21 protein-coding genes are annotated in these 20143 nt (G+C 33.7%); 6 read left to right on the forward strand and 15 right to left on the reverse strand.

Features of this window, described 5'->3' with window-relative positions:
- Positions 1 to 483 (forward strand): hypothetical protein (locus PMI10_RS17250; protein ID WP_007810386.1); only part of this gene is annotated, 483 nt, incomplete at its 5' end.
- Between the two features lie 108 nt (positions 484 to 591).
- Here the strand turns inward: PMI10_RS17250 and PMI10_RS17255 are convergent.
- On the reverse strand, positions 592 to 1263 hold the full coding sequence (locus PMI10_RS17255; RefSeq protein WP_007810388.1) for an SCO family protein: 672 nt from the start codon (positions 1261 to 1263) through the stop codon (positions 592 to 594).
- A gap of 70 nt (positions 1264 to 1333) precedes the next feature.
- A complete protein-coding gene (locus PMI10_RS17260; protein WP_007810389.1) occupies positions 1334 to 2272 on the reverse strand; it encodes a DMT family transporter in 939 nt (312 codons plus the stop codon).
- A gap of 201 nt (positions 2273 to 2473) precedes the next feature.
- Here PMI10_RS17260 and PMI10_RS17265 point away from each other — a divergent pair, with 201 nt between their 5' ends.
- A complete protein-coding gene (locus PMI10_RS17265) occupies positions 2474 to 4534 on the forward strand; it encodes a M13 family metallopeptidase (RefSeq protein WP_035632101.1) in 2061 nt (686 codons plus the stop codon).
- 95 nt (positions 4535 to 4629) lie between these two features.
- Here the strand turns inward: PMI10_RS17265 and PMI10_RS17270 are convergent, their stop codons facing one another.
- Both PMI10_RS17270 and hemB read right to left on the reverse strand, forming a co-directional pair.
- Complete coding sequence (locus PMI10_RS17270; RefSeq protein WP_007810394.1) at positions 4630 to 5028, reverse strand: c-type cytochrome; 399 nt, start codon at positions 5026 to 5028, stop codon at positions 4630 to 4632.
- 3 nt (positions 5029 to 5031) lie between these two features.
- The gene (gene hemB / locus PMI10_RS17275; protein WP_007810396.1) at positions 5032 to 6024 is read right to left on the reverse strand and encodes a porphobilinogen synthase; all 993 of its coding nucleotides are present in this window, start codon (positions 6022 to 6024) and stop codon (positions 5032 to 5034) included.
- Positions 6025 to 6252: 228 nt separating this feature from the next.
- Here hemB and PMI10_RS17280 point away from each other — a divergent pair, with 228 nt between their 5' ends.
- Together PMI10_RS17280 and PMI10_RS17285 are read left to right on the forward strand one after the other, a co-directional pair.
- The gene (locus tag PMI10_RS17280) at positions 6253 to 6885 is read left to right on the forward strand and encodes a hypothetical protein (protein WP_007810398.1); all 633 of its coding nucleotides are present in this window, start codon (positions 6253 to 6255) and stop codon (positions 6883 to 6885) included.
- A gap of 45 nt (positions 6886 to 6930) precedes the next feature.
- Positions 6931 to 8703 (forward strand): hypothetical protein, encoded by a 1773-nt coding sequence (locus PMI10_RS17285; RefSeq protein ID WP_007810400.1) that lies wholly within the window; start codon positions 6931 to 6933, stop codon positions 8701 to 8703.
- Positions 8704 to 8887: 184 nt separating this feature from the next.
- On the opposite strand, the gene PMI10_RS17290 is transcribed toward PMI10_RS17285, so the two are convergent.
- The 11 genes from PMI10_RS17290 to PMI10_RS17340 all read right to left on the reverse strand — a co-directional run bounded on the left by PMI10_RS17290 (position 8888) and on the right by PMI10_RS17340 (position 17699).
- Positions 8888 to 9775, reverse strand: coding sequence for a fructose bisphosphate aldolase (locus tag PMI10_RS17290; protein WP_035632103.1), 888 nt, complete (start codon positions 9773 to 9775; stop codon positions 8888 to 8890).
- 105 nt (positions 9776 to 9880) lie between these two features.
- Positions 9881 to 10804 (reverse strand): oxygen-dependent coproporphyrinogen oxidase, encoded by a 924-nt coding sequence (gene hemF, locus PMI10_RS17295; protein ID WP_007810404.1) that lies wholly within the window; start codon positions 10802 to 10804, stop codon positions 9881 to 9883.
- Positions 10794 to 11345 (reverse strand): GNAT family N-acetyltransferase, encoded by a 552-nt coding sequence (locus tag PMI10_RS17300; protein ID WP_007810406.1) that lies wholly within the window; start codon positions 11343 to 11345, stop codon positions 10794 to 10796. Before PMI10_RS17300 ends, hemF begins: the two co-directional genes overlap by 11 nt.
- A 2-nt stretch (positions 11346 to 11347) precedes the next feature.
- On the reverse strand, positions 11348 to 11725 hold the full coding sequence (locus PMI10_RS17305) for a hypothetical protein (protein WP_007810407.1): 378 nt from the start codon (positions 11723 to 11725) through the stop codon (positions 11348 to 11350).
- A gap of 27 nt (positions 11726 to 11752) precedes the next feature.
- The gene (locus PMI10_RS17310) at positions 11753 to 12175 is read right to left on the reverse strand and encodes a hypothetical protein (protein WP_007810409.1); all 423 of its coding nucleotides are present in this window, start codon (positions 12173 to 12175) and stop codon (positions 11753 to 11755) included.
- A gap of 55 nt (positions 12176 to 12230) precedes the next feature.
- Positions 12231 to 13259 (reverse strand): uroporphyrinogen decarboxylase, encoded by a 1029-nt coding sequence (hemE, locus tag PMI10_RS17315; RefSeq protein ID WP_007810411.1) that lies wholly within the window; start codon positions 13257 to 13259, stop codon positions 12231 to 12233.
- A gap of 99 nt (positions 13260 to 13358) precedes the next feature.
- Positions 13359 to 14024: a uroporphyrinogen-III synthase gene (locus PMI10_RS17320; protein ID WP_007810413.1), complete on the reverse strand. Its 666-nt coding sequence runs from the start codon at positions 14022 to 14024 to the stop codon at positions 13359 to 13361.
- Complete coding sequence (gene hemC, locus PMI10_RS17325) at positions 14024 to 14950, reverse strand: hydroxymethylbilane synthase (protein ID WP_007810414.1); 927 nt, start codon at positions 14948 to 14950, stop codon at positions 14024 to 14026. The genes PMI10_RS17320 and hemC overlap by 1 nt, the downstream gene beginning before the upstream one ends.
- Before the next feature lie 49 nt (positions 14951 to 14999).
- Positions 15000 to 16304, reverse strand: a complete 1305-nt coding sequence (gene hemA, locus PMI10_RS17330) for a glutamyl-tRNA reductase (protein WP_007810415.1) — start codon at positions 16302 to 16304, stop codon at positions 15000 to 15002.
- A gap of 358 nt (positions 16305 to 16662) precedes the next feature.
- On the reverse strand, positions 16663 to 17247 hold the full coding sequence (locus PMI10_RS17335; RefSeq protein ID WP_007810416.1) for a hypothetical protein: 585 nt from the start codon (positions 17245 to 17247) through the stop codon (positions 16663 to 16665).
- 17 nt (positions 17248 to 17264) lie between these two features.
- A complete protein-coding gene (locus tag PMI10_RS17340) occupies positions 17265 to 17699 on the reverse strand; it encodes a hypothetical protein (protein ID WP_007810417.1) in 435 nt (144 codons plus the stop codon).
- A 452-nt stretch (positions 17700 to 18151) separates the two neighbouring features.
- On the opposite strand from PMI10_RS17340, the gene PMI10_RS17345 reads away from it, so the two are divergent.
- Both PMI10_RS17345 and hemH read left to right on the forward strand, forming a co-directional pair.
- On the forward strand, positions 18152 to 19018 hold the full coding sequence (locus tag PMI10_RS17345; protein WP_007810418.1) for an AraC family transcriptional regulator: 867 nt from the start codon (positions 18152 to 18154) through the stop codon (positions 19016 to 19018).
- A gap of 100 nt (positions 19019 to 19118) precedes the next feature.
- Complete coding sequence (gene hemH, locus PMI10_RS17350) at positions 19119 to 20135, forward strand: ferrochelatase (protein ID WP_007810419.1); 1017 nt, start codon at positions 19119 to 19121, stop codon at positions 20133 to 20135.
- Positions 20136 to 20143 lie beyond the last annotated feature (8 nt).

The following is a 20143-nucleotide window of genomic DNA, read 5'->3' on the forward strand; positions in this document are numbered from 1 at the left end:
AAAATTATGATTATTGAGGAAAAAATAAATAATAATGTTGCCATTGAAATCTTTAAAGGGAAGACTTATTTTGAGCCTTATACGAACAAATATGAAAGAAATGAAGGAGTTGATAAGCCCTTATATAATGACAAGGACTGGGAGAAAATGAGAAGCAAGTATGAAAATAAATATATAAAAGACCATTGGATAAAAGGAGATTACTGGACTTTAAAAGACTTTAAGCATCAAAATATTATTTTTATAAAACAGGAAAAATTTCCTAATCCCGGCAAATATGAAAAATTCGATTTTCAAGAAAACTATGAGGTTTTTTCATTCTCAGATGTAATATATTACAAACATAACAAGTATGCCGTATTTACTATAAAATCAACAACAACTCATTATATGGATCTTGATACAACTTCTATATTAATTTTAACAAAAATTAAGGGTAAATGGACTGTCCTCGAAAAGGTTGGAGATGGTATTTATCGTTGATTAAGTTTTAGTTTTTTTTAAGATAAAGAACTCTTTAAGTAAAAAAAGACGTTAAGAATTTAAAGTAATATTCTTAACGTCTTTTTCATTTTATCGTTTGATAAATGTTCAGTTTTCTTCCTTACACAAGAAATCGATATCATCCAGAAGTCGTTTGATTTCGTCTTTGTTAGTGCCGTCATAAAATCCGCGAACACGGCGCTTTTGATCGACCAAAACAAAATTCTCGGTATGGACCATATCATAAAGTTGGTCTGGACGTCCTAGTTTTACTGCCAAATATGATTTTCTTGCCATGGTATAAATCTCCTTTTTATCCCCGGTAACCAGGTTCCATTTGCTGTCTACAACTCCGTGTTTTATTGCGTAAGCCTTAAGAACCGGAATACTGTCTACTTCCGGGAATACAGTGTGAGATAGCAGCATAACTTTCGGATTATTTAAAACGGCTTTTTGTACATCAGCTAAATTGGTGGTCATTTTTGGGCAGATAGATCCGCAGGTCGTGAAGAAAAAATCGGCTACATAAATTTTTCCTTCGTAATTTTTTTGGGTAATTGTATCTCCGTTTTGATTTACAAATGAAAAATCTGCAATCGTATGGTATTTACTCTTGTATTGAACAGTGCTGTCTACCAATTCCGGGTTAACATCTGCAGGATTGTAAATTGGCAGTGTTTTTTGTGGCTTTAAAGCCGAATAAAACAAGGATATGGTTACTACCGAAAATAAAATTAAAACAATAAAGAATTTGCGGTATTTATATAGAAGCGATTTCATAAAAATAATTTGGTGCAAAAATACAAAAAGAGCATTTTTAAAACCTTAAAATAAAGCGTTTTTAACCAAATTATAGTAAATGCTTTTTCTTTTTTGGTTTTCGGATGGATTTATTTACAAGATACAATCCCATTAAGGTTACTAAAACTCCAATTGCAATACTCTGTGTAAGTGTTTCTCCAAAAATAAAGAACCCCAAAATAATGGCAACAATAGGATTTATATATGCATAAATACTGCTGATTTCTTTTGGAAGATGCTGCAATGAATAAATAAAGGCAATGAAAGTTAATATAGACCCAATAATCACTAAATACCCAATTGCCCACCACGACTCCAGCGGAATCTGGCTAAGTGGTATGTTGGTTCCCGATGCTTCGGTGATAGCCAAAAGAATAAAGCTGGAAATTAACATTTGCAATCCTAAACTAAAATAGGGATTGAAACTCGCTGCCTTTTTCTTGGTTTGTAAAGTTCCAAAAGCCCAGGTTACTGTTGCCATTACAGATAATAAAATTCCAAACTGAAATTCGGGTTTTAAGAAATCACTTAAATAGTCAAAGAAAATGATGCAAATTCCGCCAAAACTGACTACCATGCCTAAAATTGCCAATTTAGCAACTCTTTCACCTTGAAAAAAACAAATGATAACAATCCAAATAGGGAAGATGGTAGCAATTATTGCACCTAATCCGCTGGTAATATATTTGACTCCCCATGTACTCAATCCGTTGCTTAAAGCAAAATTTAAAATAGCAAGTATCAGAATAGTTATCCATTGTTTGCCTTTTGGCCATGGTTCCTTTTTTAAAATAAAGTAAGCTACATATAAAATTCCGCCTAAAAACTGCCTGATTGTTGCCAATTGCAAACCTGGCATATGTTTAACGCCTTCTTTTGAAGCTAACCAGGTTGTTCCCCAAAAAAAGCTTACCCAGCATAAAGCTATAATTGGCAGTCCTATGGAGTCAATTTTTGTTAAAAAGGCGGTTTGGATTCTTGCTTTCACTTTTGTTTAAATTGGTTTAACAAATATTCCAAAAACTATTTCAAATAGAAGGTAAAAAGGAAATATATATTCATGAAAATTTTAGCTGATTCCAATGAAATATTTGCATTAAAAAACCTATGATTGATTATTGTGTAATTTTAACATAATGTTTGAAATAATAACAATATGTTTGTATTTCTGATAAAAGAACATATAAATATGAAAAAAGTGCTTACTACACCTGTATTTTATGCTATTTCTGCAATGTTTACTATATCTGCAGTGCAAGCTCAAAATACCGTGCCGAAAGAACCCGGCATCAATGTTTCGTTTATGAAAAAGGAGATTAGTCCTAAAGAAGATTTCTTTAAATATGTAAACGGTACCTGGCTGGATAAAACGGAGATTCCAAGTGACCGTACAACTTGGGGAAGTTTTAATGAATTGGTTAAGAAAACGGATAAGGATGCAATGGCAATTTTGAAGGAAGCTTCAAAAAATCCAAAGTATAAATCAAATACTGATCAGGGTAAAGCTGTGAATTTGTTTACGACCATTTTAGATACAGTCGGAAGAAACAAAAGAGGGATTGAACCTTTGAAACCCTATTTAAAAAAGATTGATGCCATAAAAAATGTTGCCGATCTTCAAAAGTATTTAGTTGACGTCGAGCCTCAGGGAGATGGAGGTTTTTTTAGTATTTATATTGGAGCTGATGAGAAAAACAGTTCTAAAAATTCTGTAAGCTTAGGAGTTAGCCAATTAGGATTGCCTGATAAGGATTATTATACATCAGATGATAAAGATTCTAAAGAAAAACGTGCCAAATACGAACTTCATGTTGCAAGAATGATGCAGTTTATCGGAGAATCTCCTGAAAAAGCAAAGCAAAGTGCCACAGAAATTTTAGCTTTAGAAACTACGTTATCAAGCCCCAGATTAAATCGTGTAGAAAGCAGGGACAGTCGTTTACAATACAATCCGATGACAGTTGCTGATCTTCAGAAATTAGCACCGGCTATTAAATGGGACGCATATTTTTCGAATCTTGGTCTGGCAAAATTAGATACTGTGGTTGTAATAGAACCTCGTTATATGAAAGCGCTGCAAACTGTTTTTGAAGAAAACAAAGTAGGATATTGGAAAGAATATTTGAAATGGAGCTTATTAAACAGATCATCTTCACAATTATCTACTGAAATTGAAACGGCAAGTTTTGATTTTTACAGCAAAACATTAAGAGGAGCAATTAAGCAGCTTCCTCGTGAAGAAAAAGCATTGCAGGTTGTTAATCGTAGTGTTGGAGAGGCCCTTGGTAAATTGTATGTAGAAAAAGTATTTTCTGCTGAAGCTAAAACCAAAGCGGTTGATATGATTCACAATGTGATTTTAGCTTATCAGAACAGGATCAATAATTTGACATGGATGTCTGATGCCACAAAAAAGAAGGCTATAGAAAAATTAAACAAAATCACCATAAAAGTAGGCTACCCTGATAAGTGGAAAGATTATTCGGCTTTAGAAATTAAAAGTGTTGCAGAAGGCGGAAGTTATTTTGAAAATGCAAGGAATTTAGGAAAATGGAGTTTTAATAAGGGATTGAAAAAATTGGATAAACCTGTTGATAAAACAGAGTGGGGAATGTCTCCTCAGACTGTAAACGCCTATTACAATCCTTCTTATAACGAAATTGTTTTTCCGGCAGCTATCCTGCAGCCGCCATTTTACAATTACCAAGCGGATGAAGCTGTAAACTATGGTGGAATAGGAGCTGTTATTGGTCATGAAATTTCACATGGATTTGATGATTCCGGCGCACGTTATAATGCAGATGGAAACCTTGTAGATTGGTGGACTGCCGATGATTTAAAACAATTTACAACATTAGGAACTGCTCTTGCAGATCAATATAGTGCTTTAGAACCTTTGCCGGGAATACACGTTGACGGAAAATTTACCTTAGGTGAAAATATTGGTGATCTGGGCGGAATAAACGCAGCTTATGATGGTTTACAATTGTATTTGAAAGCAAATGGGAATCCGGGATTAATAGATGGATTTACATCTGAGCAGCGTTTCTTTATATCATGGGCTACTGTTTGGAGAACAAAATCAAGAGATGAAGCAATTAAAAGCCAAGTAAAAACCGATCCGCATTCTCCGGGTATGTACAGGGCAGTTGTTCCGATTCAGAATGTGAATGCTTTTTATGATGCTTTCGAAATCGGGAAAGGAGATAAAATGTATATTGAACCGGAAAAGAGAGTTAAAATCTGGTAATCTTAAATAAACGAAAACGGCGCTGAATTCTCAGCGCCGTTTTTGTTTAACTCTTTGTCACATTGGAGCGATGTCGAAATTAACAATAAAGAATTTTATTTTAAATTACTATAAATATAAGTTTCAATTGCTTTTAATTCTTCATCAGACATGGCTTGTGTCACCGGAAAATTGGTTTTCATAACAGCAAACTGATCAGGATCAACAATTGGTTCTCCGTTTCCTTTAAGGAAATTAACTATATCAGCGTTTTTGTCTTTATAGATTTTTGCAATTTCATGAATACTGGGGCCAATTACTTTTTGGTCAACCTGATGGCAGGATGTACAATTTCCTTTTCCTTCAAAAATTTCTTTTCCTAATTCTTCAGGAGTCTTAACAGCTGAAGCAGCAGATTCTTTAGTTGAGATTTGTGAATTGTCTATTGTTGTTTTTTCTTCTTTTTTACAGGAAACAAATGCAAGGACAGCAAATGCAACTATTAGTTTTTTCATTATTTATTTGTTTAAAATTACGGCAGCTTCTTTGGCAAAATAAGTTGAGATAATACTGGCTCCCGCACGCTTAATGCAATAAAGTTGCTCTATCATAATTTTGTCATGATCCAGCCACCCTCTTTCAGCTGCGGCCTTTACCATAGCGTACTCACCAGATACTTGGTATACCGCAACTGGAACGTGAACAGCATTTTTTACCTCCCGAACAATGTCTAAATAAGCCATTCCCGGTTTTACCATTACAATATCAGCTCCTTCTTCGACATCCAATAATGCTTCGCGAATACCTTCAATACGATTGGCATAATCCATTTGATAGGTTTTTTTATCTTTCGGAATATTCAATGAATCAACCGGTGCAGAATCCAACGCATCACGAAAAGGCCCGTAAAAAGCCGAAGCATATTTGGCACTGTAACTCATGATGCCAACATTATGATGGCCGTTTTCTTCCAATGCTTTTCTAATTGCCAAAACGCGGCCGTCCATCATATCACTTGGCGCCACAAAATCGGCTCCGGCTTCAGCATGACTTAAACTCATTCGGGTCAAAGCATCAACAGTTGCATCATTAATCAGCTGACCGTTTTCGATAATTCCGTCATGACCATAGATAGAATAAGGATCTAAAGCTACATCCGGCATCACAATCATTTCCGGGACAGCATCTTTTATTGCACGAATGGTTTGTTGCATCAATCCATCTTTATTCCAGGCTTCAACACCTTTATTGTCCTTAAGATTTTCGCTTACTTTTACATAAATATTCACCGCTTTGATTCCTAAATCCCAAGCTTCTTTTACCTCCTTGATGGTATTGTCCAGTGAATGACGATAAATTCCCGGCATTGACGGAATAGCAATTTTTACATCTTTTCCTTCAGCAACAAACATCGGAAGCATAAAGTCGTTTGGACTTAAAGTGGTTTCACGAACTAAAGAACGAATAGACTCATTTGTTCGTAAACGGCGGTTTCTTTGTAGTGGGAACATAAGTGTTTTTTATAATTTTTTAAAAAGAATGCTCACTTAAAAAAAACCTTTACATTCATTTTAAAAACAGAAATTAAAATAAGTGGTGCAAAGTTAAAGAAAAATAGACTAAATAAAGAGTCATCAAGTAGTTAGAATTCGTTAATATTATCTAAATTCGTATCGTTTTTTTAAATTTCTATTAAGAATCTTCTTATGGAGCACTTTTTCAAAATTTATAATTCCCAAATGAAAAAAATATTTGCTTTATGCTGCTGTTTATTCTTAACCAGTTGTTTTGAAATAACAGAAAGAATAAAATACCATGACGATCAAAGTGGCGAGTATACCTTAATGGTTGACTTTTCCAAATCCTGGTTAAAGACAAAATCGGCAATTTGGCTTGAAGAAGTTGATGGTGTGAAAATTCCGAATGAACAGGAAATCACACAAAAGCTGGCGGATTTTAAATCTAAAGTTTCTAAAATTGAAGGAATTTCAAATATCACAACCAAGACAGATTTTGACAGTTATATCTTTATTATTAAACTGGATTATCAAAGCCTGAAAGCATTAAATGAAGTCGTTAATACTTTAAATAAACAAAAAAATCAGATACATTTTAACGGTAATACCAAAAGTTTCGAAAGAATTGCTTCATACCCAATTCCGGAAAATTTACTGAAAGATGAAAAGAAAAAAGAAGATCTGGAAAAAGCCAATATAATATCTATTTATACTTTTGATCACGATATTCTGGCTACAAGTAATGCGAACAGTAAAATATCAAAAAACAAAAAAACCGTTTTTTTGAAACAGAGTATGTATAATGTTCTCAAAAAATCATCATTAATGAATAATAACATTCAATTAAACCCTTGATTTATGAAGTTGTCATATTTCAAAGAATAAAACAAATATCTATCTATGAAACAAATTTTTACTTTCTTCATTCTATTTACATTCAGTTTAGCCTACAATCAGGCACTTTCTAAAAAGCAGGATTATTTTGTTCAGTTTAATGGCAGTCAGCTTTCTAAAAAGGTAAGTGTTGCTGAGGTTTTAAATCATTCGGTTCTAAAAAACTATAAAGACGGAAAAGCTTATTTGGATATTAATGAATATGCAAATCTTTTAAAATTGGACCAAAAGGTGACTTTACACGGGAATTATTCGGATAGCATACCCTATTATCAAATTACGATTCCGATAAAAAGCAGAAATGATCTTAAGGCATTTCTACTTAAAAAAAATAAAGAAAATGATTCGCATGCAAAGGCAACTATCGAAGATTTTGCCCAATATTCTTTATACAATTCCGGAGATAAAAAAACCACAATGGGCTGGAATGATAACTATTTGGTGATTTTTGGACTTACCAAAAAATACAGTTATAATGATTACAAGCCTTTAGTAGTGCAGGATACAACTACAACTGTTGCAGTGGGAGATCCTGTAGAAGTTGTTGCGGAAGCAAGTGATGCGGCTGTCGTTGATACTACTTATACAGATAATTATTATGCAAATTATCAAAAAGAACAAACTGCTTTTGACAGCATACAAGCCATACAACAGAACAAATTTATAAAATCGCTTTTTGAAAATGGTTTCACGGCTCCCGTTTCTGATAAAGTTCATGATGGTGCTGATATTTCATCCTGGATTGACTATGCATCGGCGATGTCAGGTTTTAATTCGGCCTATAAGGCTTTGGCACAGTTTACGACATATAATAAGTTTTTTCCAACACAAAAAAACTTAGGAAATTTTGTAAAAGGAATAAATCTTGATTTTTATTTTGATAATGATAATGCGCATGTTGAAGAAATTGTAGAATACTCAAAACCGGTTGCTGATATTGTTAGTTCAATTAACACCCGTAAGATCAATAAAAATATTTTCAATCATTTTCCGTCACAGAAACCTCTTGCATATATGACGTATCATATAAATTCCAAGGCAATGTTGGATCATTTTCCGGGATTGAGTGCTGAAATTTTCAGTAATTCTTTTCTGTTTAAGGAGGATATTAGTGTTGCTACCGATTTTATTTCGACAATTATTGATGAAGAAGCTACAGCAACCCTTTTTGATGGCGATTTAAGTATGTTTCTTTACGATTTTACAGAAAGAGAAATTACCGTAAATACTTTCGAATATGATGAGAATTATGAGCAAAAAAGTGTAGAGAAAAAGATTAAAAAATCGATACCACTTTTTTCAGTGATTTTTACATCTACACATCCAACTTTTGCAGACAAATTGATACAACTGGGAGTTCGTAAAAAAGTATTGGTTCCAAAAGGTAACTATTACGAAATAACTGGTAGCCAGGAATATGGTAATTTGTTTATTTTTAAGGATAAGGATGTAATTATTGTGGGGAACAGTATTGATAATGTTTTCCCTAAGGACGATTCTTTTTCAAAAGACATCAAAAAAGAGCTGAAGCAGAATTATTTTTCAGCGAAAGTAAATGTAGAGAAATTGGTTCAGGCATATAACACATCTAAAGAATCCAATGCATCAGAAATTAAAAAGTTCAATCGATTGACACAACAATTTACCGATGTTACTTTATATTCGGCTAAAAAACTTGTAGATAATAAGTTGAAGTTTGAGTTAAAACTAAATTCGGCTAAAGCAGATAAAAATATTATCCTGCAAACATTGGATCTGGTTGAGGAGTTAGGCAAGTAATCAAAAAAGCAAAGCCCTAAAATATCAATTTTAGGGCTTTGTCTTACTATTGTCAGTTCGAGCGGAGTCAAGAACAATTACGAATAAAGCATCTCAACTCCGTTCGATGTGACAAAAATTTATGTGGTTATAAAAGATATAATTACTCCAGTCTATAGATTTTAAATACATTTTTTATACATTCTTATGTAATAGACGCATCGTAAATTTCTTTAATTGTTTTGCCAAGCTTACTGTTAAATTCATCATCAGATTGAACAGCAGAAAGTCCTTCAGACAATGCTCTTGAAAAACTTGCAATCAATCCGTGATTTTGTGCCAATTTACGATTGGCTTCTTCTTCAGAATATCCTCCGGACAATGCCACAACCCGCACAACATGTGGATCTGACATTAATTCCTTATAAAAATCATTTACAGTAGGAATAGACAGTTTCAGCATCACTTTCACATCTTTATCTAATGAGCTAAGTTGTTTTTTGATTTCTTCTTTTAGAATTTCTTCTGATTTTTCCTTATCACCGCTGTAAATATCGACTTCAGGTTCAATGATTGGTATAAGTCCTTTTTCAAAAATTTGTTTACCAACTGCAAATTGTTGTTCTACTACTTCACGAATTCCTTCGGTATTTGCTTCTTTAATGACAGAACGCATCTTAGTTCCAAAAATGTTTCGTTCTACAGCTCGTGTTAGCAATTCATCTAAATTAGGAATAGGTTTCATGATTTGTACGCCATTGGCAAGGTCAGCAAGTCCTTTGTCAACTTTTAAAAAAGGAACTATATTTTTCATTTCCCACAAATAGTCGGCAGTCCATTGTCCGTCAATTTTGCGGTCCATAGTGTTTTCAAACAAGATGGCGCCTAGAATATAATCGCTTTCAAAAGCAGGACTTTTAATAATTCGGGTTCTCATGTCATGCACAAGCGTGTACATTTCTTCTTCATTCGAATAACTGCTTTCCTGAACACCGTATTGTGCTAAGGCTTTTGGTGTGCTTCCGCCACTTTGATCTAACGCGGCGATGAATCCTTTTCCGGAATGCATACGATCTAATTGTGCAATGTTCATTTCTCTCGTTTCCATAATTTTAAATTTTAGACTAAAGATTTTAGATTAAATTACAATTTAAATTTATGATTACAAAGAAGTTAAATAAATATTGGATTCAATTTATTAGATCCATTCCCGGGGATTTTCTAACACATTTACTAATTTTTCTTCTTCACTTCCGGATTCTGCATGATGATCATAAACCCATTGTACGTGCGGAGGAAGGCTCATTAAAATACTTTCGATCCTTCCGTTGGTTTTTAAGCCGAATAAAGTGCCTTTGTCATGAACTAAATTGAACTCAACATAACGGCCACGACGGATTTCCTGCCAGTTTCTATTTTCCGGTGAATACTCTAAATTCTTTCTTTTCTCCACAATTGGAACATACGCTTCAAGGAAACTATTGCCAACTTCGGACACAAAATTGAACCAGTTTTCCATTGACATTTGCTCGTTTGCTTTGCAATAATCAAAGAATAAGCCGCCAATTCCTCGGGCTTCATTTCTGTGTGCATTCCAAAAATAAGTGTCACATTGTTTTTTATATTTTGGATAAAACTCAGGATTATGTTTGTCGCAAGCTGTTTTACAGGTTTGATGAAAGTGTTTTGCATCTTCTTCAAACAAATAATAAGGCGTTAAATCCTGTCCGCCGCCAAACCATTGCTGGATTATTTTCGGTGAACCTGTACTGAGCGAAGTCGAAGTATCATACATTTCAAAATAACGCCAGTTGGCATGAACTGTAGGAACCATTGGATTTTTAGGATGTAAAACCAAACTCAGTCCGCAGGCAAAAAAATCTGCCTCCTCAACACCAAACATTTTCTGCATCGCTTCAGGCAATTTTCCGTGAACGGCTGATATATTTACACCGCCTTTTTCAAAAACGTTTCCATTTTCAATAACACGTGTTCTTCCACCACCGCCTTCCGGGCGTTTCCAAAGATCTTCACGGAATTTTGCAGTTCCGTCAACAGCTTCTAATCCAGCACAGATTTGGTCTTGTAACTTTTGTATGTAAGCGTAAAATTTATCTTTCATTGTTATTGTATTCTGATTTGAGTAAGCCGAAATAAACAGAGTTTTGCAATTCGCCATCACCATTTCTAAACTCGTCACGTAATATTCCTTCTTGTTTGAAATGATGTTTTAAAGCAATCTGTTGACTTGCAAAATTAATTTCTGAAGTACAGATGAAAACTTTGTTCATCATCAGTTCATTAAAACAAAAGGCAAGTGCATTTGAAACCATTTTTGAAGTGATTCCTTTTCCCTGATAATCTTCATCAATGAAATAACCCAATTCACATTTTGAAATGTGGTAATCTATCGTTTTTACGCATAAATAACCAATTAAATCATTGGTTTTGATATCTCTTGCATAAAAATAAAATCCTTCGCTGTTCTTTTCTTTGTCAAGACTGACTGCGAGAAAATCTTCTGCTTTCTTTAAAGAATCAGAATTAGCCAGGGTTACAGGAAAAGTTTTTCCAATATGATTTTTGTTCTTATCAATTAGCTTGTAGAACTCTGTGGGAAGAATGTTTTCAATTCGGTCTGTTTTCCAATCTGTAAAACTCATTTCTATTTGTTTTTGGCAGAAGCGATTTTAGCATTTATCCCAAACGAAAAAACCTTACTTTCCTGATGAATATATTGATAAAGGGTCAAAGCTTTATTTTCAAAATCATAGTTTTCTGTTTTTGAAAATTCCATCAAAAAATCTGCAAATTGTTCCAATTGATTAAAATCTAAATGACAGCGAATTAATAAAGTGATTAATTCTTCATTTTGATAATCTGTTAAACTTTCAATATTTAAACCGAATTCTTTTAACTGATTTTCAATGTTAAACTTTTCATCGTCTGTCAACAATTTAGGTACAAAGTCAAGAGAGCGCAATGTTTTCAGGACATTGTCAATTCTGATAGATTCTTCGTCTCTTAGGCCTTTGTTGAGCATCTTATATTGATTGTCACGAGTGGTTTATTAAAGATTTATATCATTGTAATAAATTAAAAACCACTTATTATTTATTCTTTTAAACTTTCTTTCAACTTCAAATCCACTTTCTGGAATCCAATATTTTTCTACAACTAATGTATCCGATTTTGTCAAACTATGTTTATAATCTTTGGTTTGACTTGTCTCACTAACTAAAGTCTTCAGCATTTCCCAATTTTTCAATGTCCAATCATGTTTTTCAAAACCATCAATTGACTTTCCACCAATTGGAAAATTTACTCTTGCCAATTGAAAAATTGAATCAGTATGAAAACGAATATTGAATTCGTTAAAATTTTCAATTTCGGTTGCAGTATTCCTTATTTGGTAATTGTTGAGGTTCTTCTTCCGATTACAACTAACCGTAAAGAAATTAACTAAAAGTACTATTAAGATAAAATGTCTCATAAATTGCTCATATTATAGTTGCAGTTATTGATTTTCCAAAAATCAGCGACTATAACTATTTTACCCCGTATTCCTTCACAGCATCAATAAATGCTTTGGCGTGATCTACAGGTATATTTGGCAAAATTCCGTGACCTAAATTTACGATATATTTGTCTTTTCCAAATTCGTCGATCATTTCATGAACCATTTTTTTGATGGTTGGAATTGGAGAAAGCAATCTTGACGGATCGAAATTTCCTTGCAAAGTAACCTTTCCACCAGACAAATAACGGGCATTTCTAGCTGAGCAAGTCCAATCTACACCAAGCGCAGAAGCTTTACTTTTCCCCATTTCATTAAGGGCAAACCAACAGCCTTTTCCGAAAACAATAACCGGAGTAACTTCAGCCAAAGCTTCAACGATCTGGTTGATGTATTTCCATGAAAATTCCTGATAATCAACAGGAGAAAGCATTCCTCCCCATGAATCAAAAATCTGAACGGCATCAACACCCGATTTTACTTTTTCTTTTAAGTATAAAATAGTGGTGTCTGTAATTTTTTGCAATAATGTATGCGCTGCGACAGGATTTGAAAAGCAAAATCCTTTTGCAGTATCAAAACTTTTAGAACCTTTTCCTTCAACAGCATAACAGAAGATTGTCCAGGGAGATCCCGCGAAACCAATAAGCGGAACCTCATCGTTAAGCATTTCTTTAGTCAGTTTTACGGCATCAAAAACGTAGCCTAAAGTTTCATTCACGTCCGGGACAAAAACCTGATTTACTTGTTCCATTGTACGAATTGGATCTGGAATAATAGGTCCCAGATTGTCTTTCAATTCCACATGGATTCCCATAGCACGGGGCACAACCAAAATATCCGAAAATAAAATGGCAGCATCCGGAGCAATTCTGCGAATTGGCTGAACGGTAATTTCTGCGGCTAATTCCGGAGTTTCACATCTTGTGAAAAAATCATATTTATCACGTAAAGCTCGGAATTCAGGTAAATATCTTCCTGCTTGACGCATCATCCAAACTGGTGGACGCTGAACAGTTTCTCCTTTTAATGCTTTTAAAAATAGGTCGTTTTTTAACATGGGTTTTTATTGCTTTAGGCTTTAAGCTCTAGGCTCTAAGCGTTTGTTTGTCTTTAATTTTTTTGCTTATGGCTTACTGCCTAAAGCATATTGCTATAACTATTTATATTCTTGTAAAACATCCTCAATCACATCTTCAACGGTTGGCTGATCTGCAATTATGATGTTTTTGGTAATTTTATGTAAAGCTTCTGCGGTGGTTTCCCCAATACAAAAGCAGGTTTCTTTTTTTATAGTATTCTCTTTTAAATAACTTTCAACACCGGACGGACTGAAAAATAAGATTGCATTTGCCGGAGTTTTTATTTTTTGAGGTGTTAATGACGTTTCATAAACCTGAATTTCATTGAATTTCACTTCGGCTTCTTTTAAGGCTTTTGGTAAGGTTTCCCTGCGTAGATTTCCGCTGAAAAAAGTGAAGCTTTCCTTGCCGTAAATTAAAGTAATGATTTCGGCTAAATCTGAAGCATAACCAGTGTAAGCCACAACATTAAACCCACTTTCAGACAAAAGAATCTTTGTTTTTAATCCGACACAAAAAACGTTTTTGGTTTTTAATTCTTCCTGGTTTGAAACTGCTAAAACGCTGTGAACCGCATTTTGACTGGTAAAAATTAAATTATCGTTGAGGTCTTTAATCTCAAAAGGTTTGTTTTCAGTTTGGATGAAGTCTGCTTCAATAAGTTCAAGACCTGCTTTTTGCAATTCTTGCTTATGAACACCCGACAGCTTTTTTGTAGATATTATTTGAATTGATTTCGCCATTATTTTTTCAGGGAATCTTTAATAGTTTGCATCAATTCGGTTCCGCCATTGTTCAAAATCTCCTGAGCAGCGAAGAATCCAAGTTTTTTCCATTCTCCAATTTCAACTGTTTTGTCGATTTCGAGTTTTTGTTTCCCATCAACAGAAAGCAAAACACCTTGAAAGTGAAGTGTATCTTCGTCTTCATTATAAGTAACTAAAGCTCCAATTGGTGCGGTACAACCGCCTTCTAAAGTTCTTAAAAACTGACGTTCGATATAAGTGCAGATCTCAGTTTCAATATGATTTAATTGAGATAAAGCATCCAGGGTATAATTGTCGTTTTCCATTGCCACAACCATCATTGCTCCTTGCGCCGGCGCCGGAATCATCCAGTCTAAATTGATATAATTTTCTGGTTTTAAGTTGATACGCTCCAAACCTGCAGCGGCAAAAACAGCTCCGTCCCAGTTATTATCTTGTAATTTTTGCATACGGGTGTTTACGTTTCCGCGTAAATCAACCACAGTATGATTAGGATATTTATTGAACCATTGTGCCTGACGTCTAAGACTTCCGGTTGCAATTGTACTTGGTTTATCAGTAAAATCAGGATTTCCTTTATGGACCAAAATATCTAAAACATTGGCTCTTTCTAAAACCGCTGCCTGAACAATACCTTTTGGTAAAGCTGTCGGAACATCTTTCATCGAATGAACAGCAATATCCACATCACCATTGATCATAGCAATATCTAAAGTTTTCGTAAAAATTCCAGTAATTCCGAGTTCGTAAAGTGGTTTGTCCAGAATAATATCACCTGTTGATTTTACGGCTACAATTTTAGTTTCGTAACCTAAATCATTTAGCATTTTTTCAACAGTATGCGCTTGCCAAAGTGCCAATTCGCTGTCGCGAGTTCCTATTCTAATAACTTTTTGAGCCATATTGTTTTTGGATCCTTAAGAAATAAGGAACATTCTATTTTTAAACTATTTATGAAAGATTGATTTTGTATTTTTCTTCGGCTGGTGAAGGAGTGTTTTTCGGTGCAAGCTGTCCGATTTGAAATACTTTTTCAATAAACTCAATACTTTCATCGATCGAAGTGTTCTCGTCTTTCAGGTGGCTTGCAAAATGACTGGTAATTTTTTGGATAATCCTGGAACCGATTAAATCAGCCTGTGCTTCATCAAAATTTGATGTTTTCTTTCTTTGGAAAGCCAATTCGCTCGCTACAATATCGTTTAATTTTGCTTTCAATGCGTGAATGGTTGGTGCATATTTTCGCCCATTCATCCAGGTATTAAATTCTAATTTTATGTCTTCAATAATAGCTTCGGCAGCAGGAATATGCTGTTTTCTTCTTTCCAGGGTATCGTCTGTTATTTGAGATAAATAATCCAAATGTATTAAGCTTACACCCGGTATTTGTTCTACATCCGGATTCACATTTCTTGGAATGGATAAATCCAGGATTAATAAGGGTTTCTTTAAATTCAATAATGTTTTGTCAATAGTTGGATTTTTTGCTCCCGTGGCTACAACCAAGACATCTGCTTGTTGAATTTCTTCTTGTAAATTGGCATAATCCTTAACAATAACATTTAGTTTTCCTGCCAATATTTCGGCTTTATTTTTTGTTCTGTTTATAAGAGTAATATGGCCGTTTTTAGTGTGTTTTACTAAATTTTCACATGTATTTCTGCCTATTTTGCCTGTTCCGAATAATAGAATGTTTTTGTTTCCAATCTCTTCTACATTTCGGATAATATATTGAACTGATGCAAACGAAACCGATGTTGCACCAGAAGAAATTTCAGTATCTGTTTTGATTTTTTTACTCGCCTGAATAACGGAGTTTACCAAACGATCCAGAAACGTATTCACCAGACCTTCTAATTTACTAGAGTTAAAAGCGATTTTAATTTGACTGATAATTTCAAAATCACCAAGTATCTGACTGTCTAAACCTGTTCCTACACGAAACATATGATTAACAGCCTCTTGATTTTTGTAGATATAAGCAACTTCTCGAAATTCTTCTACAGAGCCATTGCTGTTATCGCAAAGTAATTTAATTAATTCATATGGGTGATTGGCAAAACCATAAATTTCAGTTCTATTACAAGTAGAAGTGACGATCAATGATTCTATTCCTTCGGCTTTGGCCTGCACCAACAAATCAGATTGTGCTTTAGTATCTAAACTAAATTTTCCTCTAATTGTAGCATCTGCTTTTTTGTAACTTAAACCTAAAGCGTAAAAAGTGGTGGTTCTGGACATGTTAAAATTTTCCATATTATACTTTTCTTAAAAAGTTCAACAAAATTATTACTAACTACTTTATAAAAATAACGCTGGAAGTTCTTTTTATATCGCTAAGGAATAAATTGACTCAAAATAGCATTCTAAATAGTCATTATTTGCCATTTATAATGATATCAAGCATTCAATAACCTACTATGTATATTTGTTCTAAATAACAACTTTGCTTTTGCTTTAAATAATATAGAAAAAAACATCGCTATGAGTTCAGAAATGCAATTAAATTTATAAATGATTCACTTTCATAATACTAATGAAAGTTTGCAAATAAAAAACAGCTTGATGAAATAAAACCCTACCTTTTCAGGCAGGGTTTTTAACAGAAAACAAATTATTTTTGAACAATAGGTGTTCTCAATGATTCTAAAACAGCAACAATATCTGTGTAAAGTTCTGTATTTGAAGCAACACCATTAGCATTTGCGGCAGCGCCAACATAACCTTCAAATTTTGTATAATCGGCACTACTGGCTTTTGTTCCCATTCGGGAATTTATAGCCGGGTCATGAGCTGCAACCATATTCAGCCCTGAATACGTATTTACAGCATTGGTTCCTCCTGTATTAAACGAGAAGAAATCAGTCAGATTATCAGATAATTTAGCAATATTAGTAGCTTGAGTACTACCTGTTTCTGCTAAAAGAGGTGCAAAATGGGCTTGTAAATTCCCTGCAGCATTAGATTGAACATCTGCAACGATTAATCCTATGGTTGAATTGACTACTTTACGAAAACTTAAACGCCCCTGTTCAATCATTTGCCCCGAATTATCAGGGTCAGCAACCATGGTTGTTCCGCCTAATCTATCATAAATTGATGCTTTTACCATAGGCGAATCATCATCATTATTGCAAGAAGTCAAAGTTGCCGATGCAACTAGTAACACACTAAGTGTAATTTTAGAAAAATTTTTCATAAAAAAAGTATTAAAGGTTAATTAAAAAATTGATTGATTTTTTTTGATAATTTATAGCTGAAACTATTTTGATCTATTGGACAAACTTCCTTGTTCGCCAAATTTGCCGGTAAAATATAACGCCGGGCGTCATACTTTCTCTTACTCATTAATTCGTCATATACCTTTTCAGAATTAGTAATTGTATTGTTGTGGAAATAAACAACTACATTTCTTTTTACAATGATAGAATCTGAAGTTAATCCTTTAATAGATCTTAAATCTGAACATATTTGTTTTGCCTGAACAGAATCTATATTTGTTTTAAAATCTATACGGCTCACTTGTAAATTGGGGCTTTCATAAACAGCAGGCTTAGCCGTAATAATGTGAAAAAGCAAAATGGCAATAAATAATAGAACAATTCCCAATCCTGTCAAAAGCACTTTTTTTATTGTTTTGTTAATTTTCATATAGATAATTTTAAAATGAATAGGTTTTAAAAATTATATACGAGTGCTTTTTTGACTTGGTTTTTATTTGAAGAATAAAAACATCAATTTAGAATTGTTTTAAATACTTGAAATGATATAAAACAGGATTCATTGATTTACTTGAGAAAGGATAAAATATCTTTACCTAAATTTTTAAATCAAAGCTTAATAGAATTAGATGTTCTGTCCAATATGTTTAGATGTTCGATGTTTTAATAAACCAGTTAGAAATTTTCCGGAAATTAATGGTTACGTTACATAAGTCAGCTAATCTCCAAATTGCTGTTTTGAAATAATGGACTAAAACAATAAAGATTTTATAAATTTAGGAGCAAGTAAACGATAAACCATCAAAAAGATTTAATTTTGAATGACCAATTATTCGTTTCATCAAAAACGAGAATAGTAACCTGAATAAAATAAATCAAAAAATGGAGGAAGAAATAAAAATTGACGATGATTTTATTTTAATTCGTTTTCAGAATAATACCGATGAAGTAACTACTTTTCAGCGTCCGGTTCAATTGGGATTGATTCAATTTCATTTTGGTTTAAAAGGAAGTGCAAAGTACATTTTTAATCAAGGTAATTATGTGCTAAATCTAAAAGAAGAAAAGGCATTATTGTTCTACAACACCGAAAAAGAATTACCTCTGCATGTTGAAATTGATCCAAAATCGTGGTTGATTTCGATATTTATTTCCATCAAAAAATTCCACGGGTTATTTACAACAGATGCTGAACATATTCCTTTTTTAAGTAAAGAAAACCAAGAAAAAAAATACTATAACGAAACCGATATCAGTCCTTCGATGGCGATTGTGTTGAGTCAGTTATTTCATTACAATTTACATCCATCAATAAAAAACCTTTACTATAAAGGAAAAGGATATGAATTGTTGAGTTTGTATTTTAACAGGACAGAAGATCCAAATGCAGAGCAATGTCCGTTCCTGATTGACGAAGACAATGTTTTGAAAATCAGAAAAGCCAAAGAAATCATTATTGCCAATATGGCTGAACCTCCAGGATTACAGGAATTAGCAGATGAAATTGGTTTGAACCTGAAGAAACTGAAAATGGGTTTCAAACAAATTTACGGGGATACAGTTTACGGTTTTCTGTTTGATTACAAAATGGATTTTGCCCGAAAACTCCTGGACAGCGGATCGTATAACGTAAACGAAGTAGGGTTGAAAATTGGCTACAGCACAGGAAGTCACTTTATTGCAGCATTCAAGAAAAAATTTGCCACAACTCCCAAAAAATATTTGATGTCGATTAATACAAATATGTAAACATCGATTTTAGATATTAAATTATAAATAAAAAGTAACATTTATCATTTTTCTAAAAAGTAACAAGTAATACTTTTGGCAAAAATTTAAAAATATATTAATGAAAGGCGTATTATTAGTAAATTTAGGTTCTCCGGAAAGTCCAACTCCAAAAGACGTAAAACCATATTTAGACGAATTTTTAATGGATAAATACGTGATCGATGTTCCGTATTTATTGAGAGCTTTTTTGGTTCGTGGCATTATTCTAAGAAAAAGACCGGAAGAATCAGCACATGCTTATGCAAAAATCTGGTGGGATGAAGGTTCTCCGTTAGTGGTTCTTTCTGAAAGAATGCAGAAAAAAGTACAGCCTTTGGTAAATGTACCTGTTGCATTAGCAATGCGTTACGGAAGCATGACAATCGAAAAAGGACTTCAGGAATTACATGATAAAGGTATTACCGAAGTATTACTTTTTCCTTTGTATCCGCAATATGCAATGGCTTCAACCCTGACAATTTTAGTTAAAGCAGAAGAAATTCGTAAAAAGAAATTTCCGCAAATGACATTTACTGATGTTCCTGCGTTTTACAACAAACCGGATTACATTAAAAACTTGGCAGATTCAATCAGGAAACATTTAGTCGGATTTGATTATGATCATTTATTGTTCTCCTATCACGGAATCCCTGAGCGCCATATCCGTAAAACGGATGTAACAAAATCACATTGCAAAATTGATGGTTCATGTTGCAATACGCCATCTCCGGCGCATGATTTTTGCTACCGTCACCAGTGTTATGAAACAACGAAGCAAGTTGTGAAATTGCTTAATCTTCCTGAAGATAAATATAGTCTGACTTTCCAGTCCAGATTAGCAGGGGATAAATGGTTAGAACCTTATACAGATATCGAAATTGATAAAATGCCGGCAAAAGGAATCAAGAATCTGGCAGTTGTAACACCAGCTTTTGTTTCGGACTGTCTGGAAACACTGGAAGAAATTGCGATGCGTGCCAAAGAAGACTTTGAAGCAAAAGGAGGGAAAAATTTCTTAGCTGTTCCGTGTTTGAATGATGATGACGATTGGTGTCAGACAGTTAGTAACTGGATTAACGATTGGGCTTCAGTTTAAAAAAACAT

The organism is Flavobacterium sp. CF136, assembly GCF_000282055.1.
Classification (GTDB): domain Bacteria; phylum Bacteroidota; class Bacteroidia; order Flavobacteriales; family Flavobacteriaceae; genus Flavobacterium.